The organism is Enterobacter sp. MG-EB028, assembly GCF_056673305.1.
In genome coordinates, this window is sequence record NZ_CP195079.1 from 942,389 (window position 1) to 964,698 (window position 22,310).

Here is a 22,310-nt window from a genome sequence, read left to right on the forward strand (position 1 = left end):
TGTGGGCGACGCCAGGGATAACGCCGCCGGATGACCAGAAAGATACAGATCCTATGCAGAGCATTCTTTAGTACTTGTCAGATAATTCCTTCAGTGCGGTATCGAGTTGCTGCAGATTGGCTTCCATGCGCGCGCAGAATCGCGATGTCAGCGCAGGCAGGGCTTCAGGCTCTATCATCCCTGCCGCCAGCATCTCCGGCAACACTTCCATCGCCTGACAGGTGCGGGTAGCGTCGTGCATGGCAAAGAGGCTCCACGAGGCCTTCAGACGATGCGCGAGCTGGCTTAGCGTTTGCGGTGACGGGGTGTTTTCCTCTAAATGACGAATATCAAGAGTAATGGCATCGCGCATTTGCTGGCGCATCAGGGTCATGATCTCCGGTTGACCATTGGCCAGACGCCGGAGTTCGCTGAGGTCAGGCACCTGATTGCGCAGGCTGTGATGCTGCGCCAGCGCCTGGTGCAGGGCGTTGAGGGAGAGCGGTTTTCGCAATAGCGCGTCCATCCCGGCATGTTTTGCCCGATCGTCCTCACTCTGCAGTGCGCTGGCGGTGTAGCCGAGGATAGCGGGCGGTGCGGTGATACTGCCGGCAATATCGCGCAAAAGTATCAACGAGGTGAGCTGATAGCCGTCCATGAGGGCCATCTGGCAGTCGGTTATCAGAATATCAACCGGCTCGTTTTCAAGGCGCGCAAGCGCTTCGCTTGCGCTAGCGCAAGGAATAACCTCCTGGCCCAACTCCTGCAGCTGAAGTGCTAACACCGTCAGGTTAGCCGGAAAATCGTCAACAATCATAATGCGATGCTGTGGCAGCGGGGTAATAACGGGTGTCTCATCGACCGTTGTCGCAGCGCTGGTAGCATGAAGCGGTATGCTGACCGTCACCTGCGTACCGCTTCCCGCTTCGCTGGCTATCGTCAGCTTCCCTCCCATCAGCTCGACTAGCTGATAACAAATCGCCAGGCCGAGTCCGCTGCTTTGCGGCGTGCTGCTGTCAGTCTGAAACCATGGCTGGCCGAGGTGTGGAAGGGCATCGGCCGGGATACCAATGCCTGTGTCACGAATCAACAGCTGCAAATGTTCACCGTGGAGCCGGGCGTGGAAGTCAATTTCTCCCTGCGGCGTATATTTAATGGCGTTGCCTAACAGATTGGCGATGACCTGATTCAGCCGGGCTTTATCGAACAGGAACCAGCCGTCGCGCGGCACGTTCAACTCGCTGCGCCAGTGGAGCCCTTTAGCGTTTGCGCTGCTGGCAAAAATCTCCGCGCTGGCGTTGAGCGTCTGCCACAGGGGCCAGGCCTGTGGCTCCAGCCTTAACTCGCCTGCTTCAATGCGCGACAAATCCAGTACGCCGCCAATCACGTCGCGCAATGACCCTGCTGCCTGCCAGGCGATGTTGAGAGATTCGCTTTTGTCGCGCTCCATCTCCAGCAGGCCCAGCATGGCGTTGAGCGGGGTACGAATGTCATGGCTCATGCGGGCGAGGAAGTTCGATTTTTCAGTGCTGGCCTGCTCCGCCTGTGCCAGTGCCCGATTGAGCGCAGCGGTCAGCGCGGCTTTTTCAGTGATGTCGATCCAGCCCCCGACCACGCCCTGAGGCCGCCCCCGCGTATCGGTATAGCGGCAAAGCCACCAGTAGAGGGTGGTGTTGTTCTGGGTGGTTTCACCCGTTAACGGTGTCGCGGCATGGAGCAGCGAGAGGCGATGCGGCAACGTAAACTGTTGGGCAAGCTCGCCCAGAGGCAGGCTGGAAAAGGGAGAGCCCTCTTCGGGCAATGCCGTGAGTAACGGTGAGTGAATAAAGGAGTCGTTATAGCGCGTCAGCCGCCCGGCCGGATCGCAGACGAACAGCGGCACCGGGACGTTGTTCATCAGGGTTTGCCAGAGAGAGAGCGCGTTGTGCAATTCAGCCGTGTCCCGCTCGCGCTGGCGCCGCTGGCTCTGCGCGGCGCTAAAGGTCAGCAGGGCGACTAATGCCGCACAAATCGCCACTACGGCGAGCATGACCAGCCATAGCGATTGCGCCGGGGCAGCGGCTGTCGTCTGTGCGGGCTTCGACAGGTTAAGGCTCGCGTAGATATCAGCCTGCGTGACGGACGCCATGACCGCATTCACCCTTTTGGCATCCGCCGGATCAGGCATATTCGGTACAAACCATAGCGGTACTTCCGGCAGCGCCAGCGGCGTCAGCGACAGGTTACTGGCGTTATGCTGGCGCAGCAGGTGATGGAGTATAAACGCGTCGCCCGCAAGCCCGTCCGCGCCTCCGGCTTTGAGCAACTCAAACCCCTGATCGAGTGAGTTAACCAGCACCAGGTTATCTGCCGGTAACACCTGACGCAGTAACGTGACGAGAGGTGAGATGCGCATGACGGCAATCCGCTTATGCCGTAATGCGGACAAGGCGCCGGAAAGCGGGTTGCTGTCTTCACTGAGCAGGGCCCAGCTCAGTGAGTCAAACGTGATGGCACTCTTTGACGGTGGCGTCGCGCTGGCGACAATGCGCAACGTGTTCTCCGCATACTGAAGCGGAGGCGCATCAAGGTTGAAGGTCAGGCTATACAGGTTGGACGGAAACAGGTTGAGCAGCAGATCGCGCCATACGCCCTGGATATGCCCGTCAGACGTGATCGTGACCATTGGCGGTGAAATGGCGGGAAGCAAAACGTGCAGCGTGATTTTGGGCGCATTTTCCTTCACGGGGGAATGGCGAGCGTCAAAGACGCTACCGTCCGGCAGAAGCCATTTTTGTTCCAGCCATTCAGCGTCTTCCGGGTTAACGGTGTGAATACGCTCGTTGAATATTTCCAGCGTGTTTGCCTGCTCAGGCAGAGCCCATGCGCGAAAATGCAGCGGCGGAGCGTCGCCCAGCGGCGTCAGGGTCAGCGTGGTGGCGGGAGAGTGGGTCAGCCAGTTACGCAAAACAAATTCCGGGGCAATGAATTCCCGCGCTTTCCCTGCTGCCAGCTGCCTGACGCTTTCACCCGGTGAAGCTGAACCTGTCGCAGAGCAGCGGGTCGCGACCTCTGGCGGTAATTCTGGAAAGCACAGCGTTCCGCCTTGACCCTCTTTTATGCTCAGAGAGGCCAGCGGGAAAGCGAGCATTGGCTCGCTGGCGACCAGATCGGCAGCAGGACGCTGGGCGGCAATTAACACATCGATGCGCTTTCGCTTCAACGCATCCAGCGCCGATGCCGGGTCGCTAAAGCGCTGAACGTCCGGCAGCGGCGTATTGCTAAACAATATGCTGAGCTCGTCATCCAGAATTCCCGGCGGCCGGTCGATGACGAGAAAAGGCGGCGCGGCGCTCAGCAGGCCTACACGCAGCACGCTACCCGCCGCGTGCCCGCTTATCAGCAAGAGGATAAATAATGTTGCCAGCCATCCTCTGCGCATGCTTAGCTAACCAGCCCCAGACTTTGCGCGCACTGGAGCAGCTCGAAATCATTTCTTGCGTTGAGTTTGCTCATGGCACTCTTTTTTTGCGTACTAATGGTCTGCTTTGTCCGGTTAAGCTGGGCACTGATCTCGTTCACGGTGAAACCACGGACCAGCAGGCGCAGCACTTCAGTTTCCCGTTCGGTCAATTGTGCATGGGGTTTCACCGGTTCAACATGCCCCTGTAGAGTGCTGCGCAGTGTCTGTAGCAGATTGTTGGACAAGCTGGCTTTGTTGAGAACGGCATGCACCCCGCTGCGACGCAGCGAGTCCAGAAGCTCAGGATTGGTGATCATGGTGACCACCACAATCATGCTCTGAGGATAATGGCGAATCAGCGAGCGGATCATGATGAGCCCGTCCGGGCTTCGCGTGCCGGGCATACTCAGGTCGGTGATAATGATATCGACAGGCTCGCGCGCCAGTTTACTCATAAGTTCATCAGCACTGAGCGCTTCATGAACGACCCGATAAAGGTCCGGGCGCGTCTGCAGCAATGTGCGCAAGCCTAATAAATAGACAGGGTGGTCGTCGGCAATCAGAACGGTTTTTTGCATGACATCCGATCCGGTTAGGAAAAGACAGGTGTTCACCGCACATCTTAGCGAATGGCGCTTTAGCATCACTCTTACAGTGTAGAGCAGAGTAAGGTGAAAAAGAGTAGCTAAAAAGTGGGGGGCTGTATAGCTGCTGGTGGGCATCAGCCGATCCTGATGGAAAACCGAAAGGTAAAGTAACGAAGCTTTCACATTCTACGAAATAGATTTTTTTCTGAGCAGCCGAATGGTTTGTTATTTATCACGAAATAGCGGCATGGAGGGCGATATTTCTCAGGTACGGAAAGGAATTCCTTATTGTTCAGGTTGAATATCAGGTATTGCTCAGGCGTTACTCAGAATAAACTTTCTGAAATCATGAATGGGCCGCGAAAAAATCAGGACGGGAAATAGCGCAAATGGCGAAGGTACTATCATTTATAGGGATATGTTGTTAATTTGTGCCTGAATTAGATAACAGACATGTAACTGTTAATACCTGCGCTTTTTCGTCATAACAATGTAAACGCTGTAATTTTAATATCCAGGACCTACCCGTGAATAACGAAGAAATATCTCTTTCAGCGTCAGTAACGTTCGTACCGGAAAAATCATCTCTGGCAACCGTGGAGCATGGTGATATACACCTGACGCCCAACGAGCGTCGTTTGCTGGAGTTGATCCTCAGCGGCAAATGTAAAAAAGAGACCATATTTGAAGAGATCTGGCTCAACCAGGGCATGATTGTTAGCGAATCCAGTTATCACCAGCTTATAAAAATGCTGCGCCGCAAGCTGCAAAATGCCGGCTTGCCGGGCTCGATCATTAAAACCATTCCCCGTTATGGTGTGGTACTGGCACCCTGCGAAACGCAGGGCAGTGAGGCAGCTTGCCCGCCAGAAGTGCCTGATAACGCGCCTTCTCCCACTCCCGTTGATTGCCCGTCGCTGCCTGCTATCACGGCGGAGCCAATGAAAACGCCGTCACGTCAATACGGGGCTTTGCTGACGGTGTTGTGCAGCTTGTTGATTATCCTTCCCACGCTGGTGGTGGTCTGCACGGCGGACACGCCGCAGGCCTTTCAGGAAAATATCTACGTGGATGGCGTCATGTTTCATCTCTCTTCGCTGCGCAGTGTCGATCGCCAGGCGCTGGCGCGAAAGCGGCATGACCTGCCGGCGGGTATCAATAATGTTTACATCGCGTCGAACGGCCCGAAAGTGTTTGTTGCGCAATGTGAAGGCGAACTATCTAAGGAGGGAAAATGCGGTTACGAATACTATTCGTCATATTAAGCGTTTGCATCAGCGTTTCGCTGGGTGGCGTGCTGGCTTACCTGACCAGCGGCTACCTGGAGAGCAGAATGGTGCCTGTCGAGCCCTGCAGCAGCGTCATTCGTAACGGCAAGTTTATCGATGAAAGCCTGGAACATTACCAGTTTAATGGTGTTATCACCTGGTGGCCTAAACTGCACAGGCTAACGTTATTTGGTGTAAAAACCGATGAGGCCGGAAATCGGGTATTCAACCGAACCCTGCAGTTAAAATCGGTGACACAGAAAGGAAACGTCATCAATGGTCGGGTGGCAGAATTAAAAATTGCCGTTGGCGATCAACTTCCGCAGAAGACTTTTCTGATAAGTGAAGATGATCAGTATATTAATCTGTTATTCAAGCCGATTAATAAAAATAGCTGGCTAATGAAAATTAACGATAACTGGGTAGCAATGTGTGAGTATAAGTAATCTCACGTGAATCTTATTATAAGACATATCCAGGCTGGCGAGTTTTAAATCTGCTGCTGCGGTTAGCTGTTCTCCTGTTTTCAGGGAGATGAATATCCTATCTTGCGGGACAGGATTTCATTATTAAACCTGGAGCAGGATATCTCCCATGTTAAAGAAAAATAAAATATCTCTGAGCGCTATTGCCGCAGGCCTGGCGTTAAGCGGAATGCTGTTCAGCACGTTTAGCCATGCGGCCGCAACCGACGCCGCCTCACAGATGCCGGATATCAGTCAGAAAAAAATTCTCGTCGGTTATTGGCACAACTGGGGAATTAACCCGGAAGAGATAGACAAAGCGCGCGGCTATCAGGGAGGCTTACCTTCTGATATGTCGCTGCGTGAAGTGCCGAGAGGCTACAACGTCGTCAACGTCTCCTTCATGAAAGTCATGGATGGGCAGAGCGGGAATATCCCCACCTTCAAACCCTACAACGCGAGCGATGAGGAGTTCCGCGCTCAGGTTGCAGAGCTGAACGAGCAGGGGCGCGCGGTGTTGATTTCACTGGGCGGCGCTGACGCGCACATTGCACTGAACAAAGACCAGACTGAAGCGCTTGCGGCGGAGATTATTCGCCTGACCGATCGCTATGGTTTTGATGGTCTTGATATCGACCTGGAGCAGACGGCCATTACTGCGGCTGACAACAGTACGGTGATCCCGGCGGCGCTGAAAATGGTGCGCGACCATTATCAGCAGCAGGGCAAACACTTCATCATCAGCATGGCACCAGAGTTCCCTTATCTTCAGTCCGATCGCGGGGTGAACTACAAAGCCTACCTGCAAAATCTTGAGGGCGTGTATGACTTTATCGCTCCACAGTATTACAACCAGGCGGGCGACGGCGTGAATATGATGACGCAGGAGGAGAAGGACGAAGTCGGTGAATGGTGGCTGCCGCAGGAATGGGGGAAGGGCTATAGCGATCGTCAAAAAGAGCTTTTCCTTTACTATCTCACCGACAGCCTGGCAAACGGGACGCGCGGGTATGTGAAGATCCCGGCGAACAAGCTGGTGATTGGTCTTCCGGCCAACCCGGATGCGGCAGGAACCGGCTATGTGCGAGACGCGCAGAGTGTCTTTAACGCACTTTCGCGACTGGAAGCGAAAAATGAAGCGGTAAAAGGGCTCATGACCTGGTCAGTGAACTGGGACAATGGCAACACTATAAATGGTCAACATTACGGCTATGAATTCCTGAACCGCTACCAGAGCATCCTTGACGGCAGTCTGCCGGATGGGGGCGACGAAACGGATACTCAGGCGCCAACACAGGTGCAGGGCGTGCAGGCCACGCTGAGGGGGCAGGATGTTTCGCTCAGCTGGCTGCCGGCTAAGGATAATACTGGCGTGGCGGGGTATGCCATCTGGCGCGGTCTGGAAAAGATCGGTGATACCCGTGAACTCAACTTTACCGACAGCCAAACCACGCCGGGTGTGACCTACCGCTACACGGTTATCGCCTATGACGCCGCCGATAACTACGCCGCCCCGAGCCAGGCGGTGACCGTTACCGTGCCTGAAGGTGACGAAGGCACTGGCGAAGAGGGCGGTCAGGGTGGCAACGCCACAGCGTTCACACCGGGAACCGTCTATGCGGTGGGGGATAAAGTGCTCTATGAGGGCAAGGTTTACCGCTGTCAGATTGGCCACACAGGTGCCAGCCATTGGTCGCCGGATCGGGCCCGCAACTTGTGGGTAGCTGAATAACCTCTTTTATAAACAGCATGGCTTCTCAGGGAGCCGTGCTGTTATGTTTTACAGGACAACGACTATGCAAACTTCTCTGGTTATTGCCAAACGTTACGATCGGTTTTCTCGCCTTCTGCACTGGGTGGTCGCAGCCGTCATTATCTACGCGATGTGCATGGGCTATATTCTGCACGCGCTGGAAGGAACCCGCTGGTTTACCTTCTTTTCCGTGCTGAATATGTCGCTTGGTACCATCGCCACGCCCATCATGATGGTGCGTTTCGTCTGGCGCTTCTTCCGCCCTTCGGTGCCCTATCCGGCCACGGTGGCCGGACGTAAAAAACAGCTGGTCGTATTTATTCATGAGCTGTTTTATCTGACCATAATGGTGGTGCTGGTTAGCGGTTTTCTGATGCTGCAAAAAGATTACAACCTGTTTGGTCTGGTGCCGGTTTCCCGCCCGATTGCCATCGCCGAAGTGAATGCGTTTTTCTTCCAGGTGCATCGCTATAGCTGCATTCTGCTGGGCGTAATTCTGCTTGGGCATGTCGCGGCGGTGTTGAAATACACCTTTAGCGGGCAGCGGGAGATCCTGCAGCGGATGCTGTGAGAAAGAGGCTCACTCCCCCCATCAGATGCGCGGTGTTATCGATCCTTTGAAACATCACCATCCCGCGCATCTGCCTTCCCTGCAGCGTTTGCAGAACAACTTCCCGGGCAAAGCTGTTTTCACCCTGTCGTGAGTACCAGGCGCGAAAATCGGGCAGGAACGACGTATCGCAGTGTGCGTCCAGAAGCGTCAGGGTGCTTAGCGTCTTTTCCTCATCCGGGAAGAGCGCTTCCGTGCTGCCTTGCCAGTGGATCTCCTCCTCCGGCATCGAAAGGCGAAACACGACGCATGAACCCGTTTGTGACAGGCGGATCATGATGGCACTGGCGCTGGTCGCGAGCGCCTGCTGCTGTTGGATCCAGCGGCGATACTGAAATAAGCAGTTCGCAAAAATCGCCGAAAATACCAGATACCACTGCGCCTGCCAGATTGCCGGGATGAGATCGGGCGTTAGCGTGTAAAAAATCCCTTCTCGCTGCTGGGTCGCCAGCACCACAATCAGGTACTGGATAAGCAGCAGAGCGCCGACACCGCGTCCGGAGAGCGCAAACACGCTCAGTAAAACCACCGTTGTTTGCACCAGCAGCAGGTTTAGCCCTTGCCAGAGCGGGGGCAGGAGAAAGTAGCCCGTAATCAGCGCAAGCGTATTCGCGGCAAGGATCAGAGCTTCCCGCCCGTTAACGTGCTGGCGCGACGGCATCTTGTTCTCCCGCAACAGCGGCAGAATGGCGAGAATGCCGGTTAACGCCGCCAGCACCCAGGAAAAAAAATGCAGTGGCGCAATCGGGTACCCTGACAGTAACAGCGCCAGATTAAGCAGCAGGCTGCCGCAAAAAATGCTGAGTATTAACTGCAGGGGATAGACCAGCTCACCAATAATCGGCCTGCGCGCAAAACGCAGCGCAGGCAGCTGCGCATTCAGACGAAAGACGGCGACGCAAAGCGGAAAAATCGCAACGTCGAAAAGGGCGAACAGGCACGCCAGTGCGAGCGGACGGCCTATCCAGACCCCAACAAACACATGCAGCAGGCCAGCGGTAGCCAGCCACAGCGGCCACTCGCGCGGGGCTGTTAGCCATAACGCGGCAAAAAGCAACGGCGCCGGGAACCAGAGCGTGGTGGAGAGGCTCCAGCTATCCCGCGTGTGAAAGCTCAGGAATGCCAGCAGGATATAGAGACCTGAAAAGGCCAGCCAGCGGATGATATTGGTAATCAGCGTTGTTCTCCCACTGAGGCGTTCAGCGTTAATCAGGTATTTATCATTTTAATCTCAATTATTTTATCGTCGCTATTGATACGCTGGGATTTTTTCAAAAGGAATTAACAATGGACTGGCAAAGCGACAAACACGATCCTGCTACCGTTTGGTTTTCACTTTCTTCCCGTGCGGCAGAGCATGAGCAGGGAAAGCAGTGGCATATCGCGGCATTATTGTGGAAAGAGGCGGCGCAATATGCAAAAGTGCATCTGAATATCGAGTGGGCAAACCTGCGCGGTGAATTTTGTGCTTTACGTGCAAACAGGATGCCTAAATATAACGAGTAGGCTCTGCTATTATCGGATATCGCATGTTCCTCAGAGTGTTGAACCATGGTAGAGAGTGTAATACTCGTTTTTAGTGTTTTACTGGGTGCCGTTATCGGCAGCTTTTGCAACGTCATTATTTATCGGCTCCCCTTGATTCTCCACGGTGAAGCACTTTCTTTATCGTGGCCTGCTTCCCATTGCCCCCGCTGTAAAAACCCCATTAAATTTCGTCACAATGTACCTCTGATTGGCTGGCTGCTGTTGCGTGGACGCTGCGCCAGCTGTGGTCAGGCGATATCGTGGCGCTATCCGCTGGTTGAAGCGCTTATGGCGCTGCTGTACGGGGTGATTATCTGGCAGCAGGGCGTCACGCCGCAAAGCCTGTTCGACGTGTTGGCGGTGACGTTTTTGCTGCCGCTGCTGTTTATCGACCTGCGCACCATGCTCCTGCCCGATCGTCTGACGTTCCCGCTGCTGGCGTTGTCGTTGGCGTTTGCCGCCAGCGGCTATAGCCATGTCGAGCCGATGCAGGCATTAATCGCCGCTCTGCTGGGCTTTGGTGTGCCCTGGACGCTCTCTTTACTGTTCCGTTTGTTGCGCGGTCATGAAGGTATGGGGATGGGGGATATGAAACTGCTGGCGGCGCTCGGGGCGTGGCTTGGCCCGCTGGCGCTGCTGGATGTTTTTGTTGCCTCTACGCTGCTGGCGCTGGTCACGGCGCTGATTCTGTTGCGGATCAAGCCCGGTCAACCGTTTCCCTTCGGCCCGTATCCGATTATCGCCGCGATAGGGTGGGTGGTGTTATACCGATAAAAAAGCGCCGGAAGGAAGGGGCGATTTCCGGCGCAAAAATGATAACGAAAGTGTAGGCAGGGAATGATAATGTGAGGCACGGGTCAGTGAAGACCCGGCCAGAGTTAACTTACAGTATTATTTGCAATCTTTAGGCATGTTGGATGCACCTTCTTTCTTCCAGACGCCCCATTCGCCATCGGAGCCAGGCTTAACGCCTCGGGTTTCCCAGCTGTTCAGCCAGATGTTGCCTTCATAGCTCACTTTTTCACAAGGTGTCTTATAAGTCTTGCTGTGGTCCCAGGCTTTGACATCGGTTTGTGCCGGGCGCAGTTTAATCACCTTCGTTGCCGTGGAGACTTTACCGGTATCAGGCGTCGTCACTTTCACCTGCAGCGTCACGTCCACATTGTCGGTATACGGATGTTTACCCATGAGGTTGGTGCTGAAGTTATTCGGTGACGAGATCTGAATCTTATCGGCGTGATTCAGTGCGGACCATTCAATTTTTGCCCCCTTTAACGAGTCATTATTTTTGGACACGACTGCGGCAGCAATAACGTCACTGCCAACGATGGTGTCCTGGTTGTTGCCCGTATTGATCTGCACATCAGAAGCCTGCTGCGCTTCCTTCACGGTCACCGTGATATCGTCGGAGCTGGTTTTGCCATTTTTGGCCGTAACCGTCAGGCGATAGGTCACTTTACCGATTTTGCCGGGCTTAATCAGCGCACGGGCTTTTGCCGCGTGGACGGTTGAAACCCATTCGCCACCGTTAGCGACCTGCAACGCACCAATGTCCTGACCAGAGACGATAGTCCATTGATATTTTTCAGCATTGACGCTTGCGGAACCGTTGAGGTCATAACCACGAGAATCACTGTTGCTGGTCACGGTGAAGTCACTGCCTGCCTTCGCCTCCGGTGCCGTGTTACCCGCGTCCGCTTTGGCATTCAGGGTCACGGTTTTTGAATCACTCTCGTTTTTGGCGTTGGTGACGGTCAGCTTCACATTTACGCTAAAATCGTTCTCAGGTTTAGCCTTCAGGCGAATGCTGGCCTTAGCACTGGTGCTGTTCTCCAGAATGACCTTGTCGGCATTGCTGGTGACGGCCCAGCTGTACTTCAGCTCTTTCCCCGTAGAGGCGCTACCGTCCAGCGACAGCGCGCTGGTTGACAGGTTATGGCTGGATGGCGTGACGTTGGCCACCGGTTTGCTAATGACTTCACCGCCGAAATCGACGTCGATCATCTGATAAAATGCGTTATCGGTATCACGCACGCGCCAGACGGCATAAATTTTCTGTTTACCTTCACGCTCCGGTACATCACAGGTGTGGGTTTCGAAGCCTGTCGGGATAGAAATATCGGCAGAAGGGTTGCCTGGTGCGTAGGTATAAACCTTGTGGCAGAAAGGTTTATCTTCAAACATCGCTCTGGTCAGGCGCGAATCCGCTCCCGGCATAGAGTGCCAGTCCGGCTTCGTAATGTAATAGGTAAAATAGGTGGTACGGTGCTTAGCCGGTAAATGCCATTTAAACTGGTGCGGGCCCGCAGACATCGGGTTGTTATAGGTATTCTGCTTTTCGTCATCCAGCTTGCTGAAGGCAGGAGTAGCCGTGGAGCCACCGCTTGCGAGTTTTCCATCCTGCGGGAACTGGAACAGCTGTTCGTTAGCGATCGGGGTTGGGCTCATATCGTTGCCAGCCGGGAGCTTTGGCGCTTCCACGGCGTCAGCAGGCCAGACGTTACTATGTTCACCTTTATCATTCATCGGCGGGAAATGAATCACCGAACGGGATTTTGGTTCAAAAACATAGCCATGTGCCAGCGCGCTCGTGGAATACATGCCAATCAATGCCACGGCTAACGCCGACGTAATATTATTCATCTTGAGTAGTTTCAAAATAATCTTCCCTGAATTAATTGAAGGACACTTCTACGTGAGTGAGGGGATTGTTCCCTTTGGCATACACCTTATTCGGCTGAGACTCATCGGGCGTAATCTCGCCGTTGCTGTGCTGGAAACCGGCACGCAGATCGGGATGCTGCTGGTTGATGGCCTGGGCAAGAGCGTAGGACCAGTGTGCCTCTTCGCCAGCAAGAATGGTGACGCGGGTTTCCAGGGCGGGCAGTTCGGTTGCGTCGTTAAAGAAGCGCGCGCGAATCGTTTGCCCTTCAACGACCTTCACTTTCGCACCGTTGACGGCGCGTTCCAGTGAACCAAGTTCTTTCATGCAGTTCTGGTGACCCTGTTCGCAGTTTGCCGCTGGCGAGGTCGTGGCGGCGTTGGCTGAAACGCTGACGCCCGCCCCTGCCAGTAATGAGGCAAGGACAAAAGCAGATCCTGTTAATTTCATAAGTTCCCTTATTAATGACTGAACAATAACGAAAGGTAAATCTCACCTGCAGAGCAGGTAAAAAATGGCGTTATTACCGTGTGATAACAGGGACAAATAGTACCGGGAGGAGACAACTGGCTTGAATAAGAGACTTCTCTGGGCCATTAAGAGTCGGGGAGTTTCGGCAGAGAAGAGCGGCCGGTCATGCTGTTAAGAGGCTTGAGAGCGATATGGGGGGAAATGGCCAATATCAATCCTTTACTCTTTATATTCAAATATGAGCGTATATCGTTTTTTTAAATGTCTTTTTTACGAATTTCCTGCGTGTTGAGTTAATAAAATAAAGCCTGGCTTACATCCAGGCTTTACAATTATGTTAACCAAACAGGTATTTAAGGGCAGCTATTATTGGCTGCATCCGACGCTCGCCATGCCCCCCACTCACCGCCGCGTCCCGGCTCCTCTTGTCCGGCATTGACATACCACTGATTCAGCCAGATTTTGCCGTTATGCGATACGCGGGTACATTTCACCGGGTAGGCTATGCGTGGGTTATACGCTTCTACGTTGTCGTCAGGAATATCAGGTAATTGCGGTTTTTTCACCGTTACGGTGATCTTCTCAGCGCTCACGCTTCCGTCTTTGCCCGTAACGGTTAACCAGTAGGTCGCTTCCCCGTCTGTATTGGCGGGTATAAGCGCCCGGGCGGCAGGGCCTGAAACTTCACGTACCCAGCCTCCGGCCTGTTTCTCCTGTAGCCAGAATTTGCCTGTACTGTTTTTGTCGATGGTCCATTTCCAGGAGACGGCATTCTTGCTGGCGCTGCCGTCTAACTGATACGCCCGTGAGGAATCGGTCGTGCCGGTAACGGTAAAGCTTTCTCCAGGCACAGCCTTTACTTCCTCCTTATCTTCCTCTTTAAGTTCCATAATCCTGGCCACCGCTTTCGCCATATTTGGGTGAGTACCCACTTTCGCTGAATCGCCTGCCGCTAAAGATGTACCGGTTTCCTGCAGGATGGTACGCATCTGTTGAGGCGTGACGGTGATATTGTGAGCTTTTGCAATGGCCGACAGGCTGGCGACCACGCCTGCGATAATCGGGTTCGCGGAGGAGGTGCCGGAGAAACTTGAGGTGTATTCCGCGTTTTTTATGCTATGCAAACCGCCATAACCCGTAGTAACCACATCCCAGCATCCCCAGCTGGCGCTGGTCACGCGTGAACCATAGGTACTGAAAGAGGCTTTTTTGCCATTGTCAGCGCAGAATGCACCCGCGATGATCGCACCGGAATCCCGTTTTTTAACGTCAAATTTTCCGTTAAATCCAGCATGATCGAGGTTGATATTGCCATTGCCTGCTGCCTCGATAACGTGCACGCCTTTGTCCGTCAGCGCTTTAATCACGTCATAATAGGCAGGGGCGTTTTCCTGGGGGACGTAGCAAGAGGAGGTACAGCCTGTCACATCCCCTCCGCCGGTCTGCATGCCAATTTGCACCACATCTCCTGCCTGGAGTCTGGGGATCATGTTGTAGAGGTGATTGGCCTGCCATTTGACGTATCCCATACGAGCGTTCCACGTCAGGCCTTTGATGCCCGCATTGATATCTTTCGCCGCCATAATCCCGACGGAGCTGGTGTCGTGATCTTCGCCCGGCGTATAGCGCGTATCACCTTCATGGAAATCGATCGGCGGCAAATTCACATGGCTGGTATTCCACGCATTGTTTTCCATTGAGACCAGCGAAATGCCGCTTCCATCGTGTCCTGAATACTGGCTCACGCTGTCGCGATTTACGCCACCCATGTAATAGCCGGGCCGTTTTTCATCTGGTGATTTGGTGTAATCCTGCAGTCCACGAAAATCCGGGACGGTGGTCCGGTTGGGACTATTCAGGGCATAGCTCAGTCCGGAATAGGGCGGCACGTCAGGAATGTTGGCACCCTTCTCCAGCGACACCGGCATGGATTCCGGGTAAGCCAGCTCAATATCTTGTCGCGTCGCCAGTTCATTAATTACGTTATTGATATATGCCGTGTCATGTTGCTTATTGGCTGGCAGCGCTATACGTAAGTAACGATTAAAGCCATAGCGTTCATTAAGCGCATCCATCTCGCTTAATTCACTGCTGCGCAAATTATTTGCCGTAAATAACGGACTCACAGACAGGGTGCTGTCGCGTAATGAAAAGGGCGATGACTTATTGAGCGTCGTCCCGGGTTTTAATTTCACGATAACGGAGAGATACGAAGTGCCTTCCCAGGCTTGCTCATGCGTGACGGAGTTCTGCGCAAAAGAGGGGGCACTCAGTAGTGCACAAATTAGCAGGGCCAGTCCAGTTTTATTCATGTCAACGATCGTCCTTATAAAATGCCATCCAGAGTATTGCGGGAACCATCCTGCCATGCGGGGAAATTCCCCTTAAGAAGAAGGTCAGCGATGAAATTGCGAGATGTCTGGCCCGTGTAGAGAATTTCCTGCTCCGGAAAATATAAGGCTGAAATTTGGCTGATGGATTTATGAGGTGGGCTGAAAAAGTTGTTAATCATCAATGCATAAGTATTGAATTTAATGAGGAACGGAAAATCTCATGAACATCTCCTGAGTGCTGTATGGAGTTTAAGAATTATCTGGAACTTAATATCACTAACCAGGGAGTTTAATTAATAAGGGATGCGTCACAATGCCCGGTGTTTCATATTGTTCTTTACGTCAAAAATTATCCGTGTGGGTAATCCTCTTACATTATTTATTTTCCATCTTTTTGCTTACGGTCCCTCCCGTCGCGCGGGCGCAAAATGAAACCCGTGCGACCGTTGAAAGCGAAAGCAATCAACCCCTGCGGGATAAAATGGCCGGTATATGGGGAAGCGCCCAACAAAACGGCGCGGGTGATGCCTTGCGCGGCGCGGCAAACAGCGAGGTAAATGCCGCATTAACGCAGGAGGTGGAAGCGTGGTTAAACCATACCGGCGGGAAAGCCCGCGTTACGGCAGATGTCGGTATTGGCGGGAGCGATAGTCGCGATTTTGGGCTGGACTATCTGTGGCCGGTTAAAATCTGGCAACACGACATTCTGTTCACTCAGATGAGCGCACACCGCTGGAACGAGCGCGATATCCTTAACGTTGGCCTGGGCTGGCGACATACCTTTAACCCGCATTTGATGGCGGGTGGAAACCTCTTTTTCGATCAGGATGTCACGCGCCACCATAACCGAATGGGGGCGGGCGCCGAGCTGTGGAGCGATGGGATTCGTGCGTCAGCGAACTACTACCTGCCCCTGAGCGGCTGGCGTCATTCTGACGACAGCATGTTTAATGACGATCCCGACCGCTATGAACTGTATGAACGTGCCGCCCGCGGCTGGGATCTCAATCTTGAGACGGCGCTTTCACAGCACGTCGCGCTCAAAATGGGCTGGTTCCAGTGGTATGGCGACAAAGTAGACGTTAACGGCAGCCGCAGCGAGGCCAGCCGCAATCCTCACGGGCTTAACCTCGGGCTTAAGTGGCAACCTGTGCCGCTGGTAGGGGTCAGCGCGGAGCAGAGCATGATTAGCGGGCAGCGGGATAACTTCTCTGTGGGACTCAATTTCCACTGGGAGTTTGGCCGCAAACTCTCCGAAATGCTGGCAAGTGAAAATGCGGCGGCTTTACCATCGCTGATGCAGTCCCGCACAGAGTTCGTTACCCGTAATAACAACATCGTTCTTGCCTATAAGCAGGAAGAAAAAGACAGACGCCTCTATTTCACCCCTACGGAAAAAACCACGCAGGCTGGCGTGCCGCTGCTTCATGTGGTGAAAGGTGGGCAGGGGGGCGTCATTCGCTACATCTCCTCCAACACGACGATCGCGACCGTGGAGCCGGGCAGCGGTCTGGTGAACCCAACGCATCGGGGCGATGTCACCATCACCGCGACGGAAACGTCACCTGTCGATCCGGAGCACGTGCTAAGTTCCGCCAGCTATCACCTGACCGTAACGCCGGGGGATTTTGCCCCTTCCGTTGAAGGCGTTGCCATTAAAGGGGACATGTCACCCGGCAAGATCCTGGAGGGAAGTTACCTCTATAAATCCAATGAAGGGGAAGATGAAGATCCCGAGCAAACCCGGCTGCGCTGGTATGACGCAGATTCAGGCGAGACGCTGAAGGAAGGGAGTGCCACGTATGAGGTGCAAACGCGTGATATGGCCCGAAGCGTGATCTTCGAAGTCACGCCGGTCAACAAAAAAGGGATCGCGGGGGAGAGTGGGGCGGCGAAAGTTTCCGGTAGCGCAACGATAACCGCCCTGCGTATCGATCATCTGCTTTCACCGGGCGAGATCCGTCGTGACGGCAGCGTGAAGTTCTTCGAAGAAAGTCACGGTGCGTTGCTGCTATTAGCCGAGGTAAAAGACGGTCAGGGCTCTCCGCTGACCGATCAGATGGTGTACTGGCAGAGCAGGAACTCGCTTGGCTCGTTGTCACAAAACAGCGTACGCACCGATGAGCACGGTCAGGCGCTGGTCAAAATAGAAAACATCATGGCGGATGGCGAGGATGAAATCACGGCCTCGTTGATCCCGCCTGCCGGGATCCAGAGCAAAGCCAGTGATAACAGTGTTCAGCAGGAGAAGATGGCGCTGGTTGTCGATTTTGCCCACCCGCTTGCCATCCGCTTCGTGGCGTCTCCCGGGCGTGCAGAAGTTGCCACGGAAAATACGTTCACTATTGAAGTTACCGATCAGGATGGTAAGCCTCTGACGGTTGAAAAAAACGTTACGTGGAGCAGCAACGGTGAAACCCTGAGCGGCAAAACGGATAGCGAGGGAAGAGCGTCCATCGCGCTCACCGCGCCGCAAAAAACAGCAGATAAGTGGGTGGTGAATGCCACGGTGGATACCGTGAGTAGCCCGTCCGATCCCGTAAGCCTTGAGCCGGGGTCGGTGGCAAAAGTGGTGCTGGAAGTCCCGGAAAACGCGGTTGCTGGCAGCGCGGATCAAACCGTCAGCGCGCAACTGTATGACCGGTTTGATAACGCGGTTATCAGCCGTAAACAGGCTATCGCCTGGCGGATTGAAGGGAGCCAGTTCCGGGAAGCGCCCACCGGAGACAGCGATGAGCGCGGTATTGTCAGTGCAACCGTCGTGGTGCCTGAAAAAGCGCCATCGCAGGTGAAAGTCTACGCCGGTGATGAGCATAAGACTATCAATGTGAATGTCGGGAAGGTGGATCATGTCGAGCTGAAAGGCACGCCAGATACGCTGAATGCCAATGGCAGCAGTACCTCTACTCTAACCGCCATCGCGCTGGATGAGCACAACAATAGCGTGTCGGAGGTTCCCGTGAAGTGGACCCTCATCACGCAGCAGTTTGGCGCGCTGAGTAAAACGATTGAAAAAACGGATGCGGATGGCAAAGCGACGGCCACGTTTACGACCGCATCAGCGGGGGGCAATGCGCTAATTGAGGTCGACATCGACGGCAAAAAACAAACGACGCAGCTGACGCTCAACGGTTACCCGATTATCCGCAGCATCACCCTGAATAAAACCGCCGGGCTGAAGGTCGGCGACACGGTAAGCGTGGAAAAGGTGGACGTGGAGCAAAACGGCGGTGGCGAGGTGACGCTGAGCTACCAGTGGCATCGTGACGGTGGCGCGATCGATGCCGCCACGTCGGACAGTTATCGCCTGACGGAGCAGGACACGGGGGCGACCCTCTTTGTGGCGGTAACTGCCACCAACGCGGCCAAAAATGAAGGGTATAAGGCGTCGTCGAAAACGGAGCCGGTGGTCGGGAAGGCATCGACCGTGACGGTGAGCGCCAGCGCGGACAGCGTGGACGCGAACGGGCTTAACACCATCACCTACACCACCACGGCGAAGGACACCTTCGGCCGTGCGGTCGTGGGCGAGGCGATTACCTGGGATATCGACAAGCCGGAGCTGGTGAGCCGGGGAGAAGCCAGCGCTGTTACCGATCCGGAAGGCACGGGAACGATGACCGTCACCACGAAAAAGACCGGCGGAACCGTCACGGTGAGCGCCACGGTCAATGGTAAAAAAGGCGAGTCCGGCGCGGTGCTGAAAGGGATTCCAACAATTAAAAGCATCACCCTGAACAAAACCGCCGGGCTGAAGGTCGGCGACACGGTAAGCGTGGAAAAGGTGGACGTGGAGCAAAACGGCGGCGGCGAGGTGACGCTGAGCTACCAGTGGCATCGTGACGGTGGCGCGATCGACGGTGCCACGTCGGACAGTTATCACCTGACGGAGCAGGACGCGGGGGCAACCCTCTTTGTGGCGGTAACCGCCACCAACGCGGACAAAAATGAGGGGTATAAGGCGTCGTCGAAAACGGAGCCGGTGGTCGGGAAGGCATCGACCGTGACGGTGAGCGCCAGCGCGGACAGCGTAGAGGCGAACGGGCTGAACACCATTACCTACACCGCCACGGCGAAGGACCGCTTTGGCCGTGCGGTAGTCGGCGAGGCGATTGTCTGGGATATCGACAAACCGGAGCTGGTAAGCCGGGGAGAGGCCAGCGCTGCTACCGGCGCGGAAGGCGCGGGAACGATGACCGTCACCACGAAAAAGACCGGTGGAACCGTCACCGTGAGCGCCACGGTTAACGGGAAAAAAGGTGAGTCCGACGTTGAGGTTTATGGCACACCGTGGGTGACAGACCTGCATATCTCCGGCACACCGGAGGTGGGGCAGACCCTGAGGGCGGAATACACCTTCACGGCAAACGGGGCCGGTACGGATGCCTCCACCTGGCAGTGGCAGTGGAAGGAGGGGGAAGCATGGAAAAATGCTGAAGACGGAACGGCAAAAACCTTCACGCTACCGGACAGCTATGCGGGTTACAGCGTGCGGGTGGTGGTGACGCCGAAGGGCAGCAGTCACCCGTCGCTGACCGGGACGGTACAGGAGAGCCAGGCGGTGGCGGCGTACGGCGCCCCAGCGGTGGAGGGCCTGCGTATCTCCGGCACGCCGGAGGTGGGGCAGAACCTGAGAGCGGATTATACCTTTATGGCGAACGGAACCGGTGCGGATGCCTCAACCTATATCTGGGCGAGGTACGAGAAAACCAGCTGGATGCCGATCGAGGGGGCCACCGATCGGGAATATACCCTCCGGGCCGAAGATGCGGGTTACAGCATTAAAGTGACGGTAATACCGAAGGGCAGCAGCCAGCCGACGCTGGCCGGCGCGGTCCAGCATAGCTCCGCACAGGATGTTTATGGCGCGCCCTCGGTGACAGATCTGCGTCTATCGGGCACGCCGGAGGTGGGTCAGGCCTTAAGGGCAGAATACACCTTCATAGCGAACGGAACCGGTGCGGATGCCTCAACCTATATCTGGGCGAGGTACGAGAAAACCAGCTGGATGCCGATTGAGGGGGCCACCGATCGGGAATACACCCTTCGGGCCGAAGATGCGGGTTACAGCATTAAAGTGACGGTAATACCGAAGGGCAGCAGCCAGCCGACGCTGACCGGGACGGTTCAGAGCAGCCCGGAGGTGAACGCTTTTGGGGCGCCTTCGGTGACGAATCTGAGGATTTCCGGCACGCCGGAGGTGGGTCAGGCCTTAAGGGCAGAATACACCTTCACGGCGAACGGAACCGGTACAGATGCCTCAACTTATATCTGGGCGAGGTACGAGAAAACCAGCTGGATGCCGATCGAGGGGGCAACGGGTCGGGAATATACCCTCCGGGCCGGAGATGCGGGTTACAGCATTAAAGTGACGGTAATACCGAAGGGCAGCAGCCAGCCGATGCTGACCGGGACGGTACAGAGCAGCCCGGAGGTGAACGCTTTTGGGGCGCCTTCGGTGACGAATCTGAGGATTTCCGGCGCGCCGGAGGTGGGTAAGGTCCTCAGGGCTGAATACACCTATACGGCAAACGGAAGCGGTACGGATAACTCTACCTATATCTGGGGGAGGTACGAGAAAACCAGCTGGATGCCGATCGAGGGGGCAACCGGCCGGGAATATACTCTGCGGGCCGGAGATGCAGGTTACAGCATTAAAGTGACGGTAATACCGCAGGGCAGCAGTCAGCCACAGCTGCAGGGCGAGACACAACATAGCCCGGCGGTAGATGCGTATGGCGCGCCGACGGTGACGAACCTGAGTATTTCCGGTACGCCGGAGGTGGGGCAGACCCTGAGAGCGGATTACACCTTTACGGCGAACGGTACCGGTGCAGATGCGTCTACCTACATCTGGGGGAGATACGAGAAAACCAGCTGGATGCCGATTGAGGGGGCAACGGATCGGGAATATACCCTTCAGGCCGGGGATGCTGGGCACAGCATTAAAGTGACGGTAGTACCGGGAGGCAGTACTCAGCCGTCGCTGCCCGGCGCGGTGCAGAACAGCCCGGCGGTAGACGTTTATGGTGCGCCTTCGGTAACTGATCTGCACATCTCCGGGACGCCGAAGGTGGGGCAGACCCTGAGGGCAGAATACACCTTCAAGGCAAATGGGGCCGGGACGGATGCGTCCACCTTCCAGTGGCAATGGCAGGACGGTGCTGCATGGAGGAATGCGGCAGGCGGCACGGCAAGTACGTTCACGCTGCCGGACAGCTATGCGGGCTATAGCGTGCGCGTGGTGGTAACGCCGAAGGGAAGCAGTCACCCGTTGCTGACCGGTGTGGCACAGGAAAGTCCGCCGATGGCAGCCTATGGTGCGCCAGTAGTAACGGGGCTACGTATTTCCGGCACGCCGAAGGTGGGGCAGACCCTGAGGGCGGAATACACCTTCAAGGAAAACGGGGCCGGTACGGACGCCTCCGGCTTCCAGTGGCAGTGGCAGGACGGGGCAACATGGAAGAACGCCGCAGGCGGCACGGCAAGCACGTTCACGCTGCCGGACAGCTATGCGGGTTACAGCGTGCGGGTCGTCGTAACGCCGAAGGGCGCTGGCCAGCCGTTGCTGCCCGGAACGGTACAGAATAGCCCGGCGGTAGCGGTATATGGCGTGCCGTCTGTGGTGGGGCTGAGGATCTCCGGCACGCCGGAGGTGGGGCAGACGCTGAGCGCGGAATATACCTTCACGGCAAACGGATCGGGTTCGGATGCCTCCACCAGGCAGTGGCAGTGGAGGGATGGTCAAACGTGGAGAAATGTTGCAGGCGGCACGGCAAAAACGTTTACGCTGCCGGACAGCTATGCGGGCTATGACGTGCGGGTAGCCGTAAAGCCTAAAGGTTCAGGGCAACCTGAGTCCGGCAATGAGGTCTTTAGTAATGCTGTTACCATAAGATCTAAGCCCGTGCCTTTCGTTACAAATTTGGGATACAGCGGCAAAACCGGGGCCTGTAACAGAATAACGGCAACCTACACTTATAATGCTAATGGCGGAGCATCTGAAGGCAACACTATATTTCAGTGGAAATGGGGAAGCACCGTCGTTTCCAACGTACAAGGCGTTACTTTAGGCTATTGGGGTGAGGTCACACTGTATGTGACGCCAGTAAATAAAGACGGTATCAGAGGTAAGACGGAATCAAAAACGTTTAAAAACACGGGATCAAGTACCTGTGATTGGTAAGTAGGTTAATTCTTTCTGAGGTACTTTT

Annotated in this window: 13 protein-coding genes; 7 read left to right on the forward strand and 6 right to left on the reverse strand. The window is 55.1% G+C overall.

What is annotated here, in order from left to right; translation table 11 throughout:
- Positions 1-67 precede the first annotated feature (67 nt).
- Positions 68-3,400, reverse strand: coding sequence for an ATP-binding protein (locus ACR42C_RS04350; RefSeq protein WP_479984804.1), 3,333 nt, complete (start codon positions 3,398-3,400; stop codon positions 68-70).
- Positions 3,401-3,402: 2 nt separating this feature from the next.
- Positions 3,403-3,999, reverse strand: coding sequence for a response regulator (locus ACR42C_RS04355; RefSeq protein ID WP_116344039.1), 597 nt, complete (start codon positions 3,997-3,999; stop codon positions 3,403-3,405).
- A gap of 536 nt (positions 4,000-4,535) precedes the next feature.
- Here ACR42C_RS04355 and ACR42C_RS04360 point away from each other — a divergent pair.
- The 4 genes from ACR42C_RS04360 to ACR42C_RS04375 all read left to right on the forward strand — a co-directional run bounded on the left by ACR42C_RS04360 (position 4,536) and on the right by ACR42C_RS04375 (position 8,064).
- Positions 4,536-5,273, forward strand: coding sequence for a winged helix-turn-helix domain-containing protein (locus ACR42C_RS04360; RefSeq protein WP_162875008.1), 738 nt, complete (start codon positions 4,536-4,538; stop codon positions 5,271-5,273).
- Entirely contained in the window at positions 5,243-5,722 is a 480-nt protein-coding gene (locus tag ACR42C_RS04365) for a hypothetical protein (protein WP_166710189.1), read from the forward strand. The genes ACR42C_RS04360 and ACR42C_RS04365 overlap by 31 nt, the downstream gene beginning before the upstream one ends.
- A gap of 148 nt (positions 5,723-5,870) precedes the next feature.
- Positions 5,871-7,472, forward strand: a complete 1,602-nt coding sequence (locus ACR42C_RS04370) for a glycosyl hydrolase family 18 protein (protein WP_479984805.1) — start codon at positions 5,871-5,873, stop codon at positions 7,470-7,472.
- 64 nt (positions 7,473-7,536) lie between these two features.
- On the forward strand, positions 7,537-8,064 hold the full coding sequence (locus ACR42C_RS04375; protein WP_028015621.1) for a cytochrome b: 528 nt from the start codon (positions 7,537-7,539) through the stop codon (positions 8,062-8,064).
- Here the strand turns inward: ACR42C_RS04375 and ACR42C_RS04380 are convergent.
- Positions 8,027-9,160: a hypothetical protein gene (locus ACR42C_RS04380; RefSeq protein WP_479984806.1), complete on the reverse strand. Its 1,134-nt coding sequence runs from the start codon at positions 9,158-9,160 to the stop codon at positions 8,027-8,029. The two genes, ACR42C_RS04375 and ACR42C_RS04380, sit on opposite strands and share 38 nt — an antisense overlap.
- A 230-nt stretch (positions 9,161-9,390) precedes the next feature.
- On the opposite strand from ACR42C_RS04380, the gene ACR42C_RS04385 reads away from it, so the two are divergent.
- On the forward strand, positions 9,391-9,609 hold the full coding sequence (locus tag ACR42C_RS04385; RefSeq protein ID WP_116344043.1) for an ANR family transcriptional regulator: 219 nt from the start codon (positions 9,391-9,393) through the stop codon (positions 9,607-9,609).
- 45 nt (positions 9,610-9,654) lie between these two features.
- A complete protein-coding gene (locus ACR42C_RS04390) occupies positions 9,655-10,404 on the forward strand; it encodes a prepilin peptidase (protein ID WP_479984807.1) in 750 nt (249 codons plus the stop codon).
- Between the two features lie 117 nt (positions 10,405-10,521).
- Here ACR42C_RS04390 and ACR42C_RS04395 read toward each other — a convergent pair whose 3' ends face one another.
- The 3 genes from ACR42C_RS04395 to ACR42C_RS04405 form a co-directional block, all read right to left on the reverse strand.
- Entirely contained in the window at positions 10,522-12,288 is a 1,767-nt protein-coding gene (locus ACR42C_RS04395) for a lytic polysaccharide monooxygenase (protein WP_479984808.1), read from the reverse strand.
- Between the two features lie 16 nt (positions 12,289-12,304).
- Positions 12,305-12,742 carry a hypothetical protein gene (locus ACR42C_RS04400; protein WP_479984809.1) on the reverse strand — a complete coding sequence of 146 codons (438 nt, stop codon included), beginning with the start codon at positions 12,740-12,742 and terminating at the stop codon, positions 12,305-12,307.
- Between the two features lie 374 nt (positions 12,743-13,116).
- The gene (locus ACR42C_RS04405) at positions 13,117-14,889 is read right to left on the reverse strand and encodes a S8 family serine peptidase (protein WP_479984810.1); all 1,773 of its coding nucleotides are present in this window, start codon (positions 14,887-14,889) and stop codon (positions 13,117-13,119) included.
- 688 nt (positions 14,890-15,577) lie between these two features.
- Between ACR42C_RS04405 and ACR42C_RS04410 the strand changes: the two genes are divergently transcribed.
- A complete protein-coding gene (locus ACR42C_RS04410) occupies positions 15,578-22,282 on the forward strand; it encodes an inverse autotransporter beta domain-containing protein (protein WP_479984811.1) in 6,705 nt (2,234 codons plus the stop codon).
- Positions 22,283-22,310: the final 28 nt, after the last annotated feature.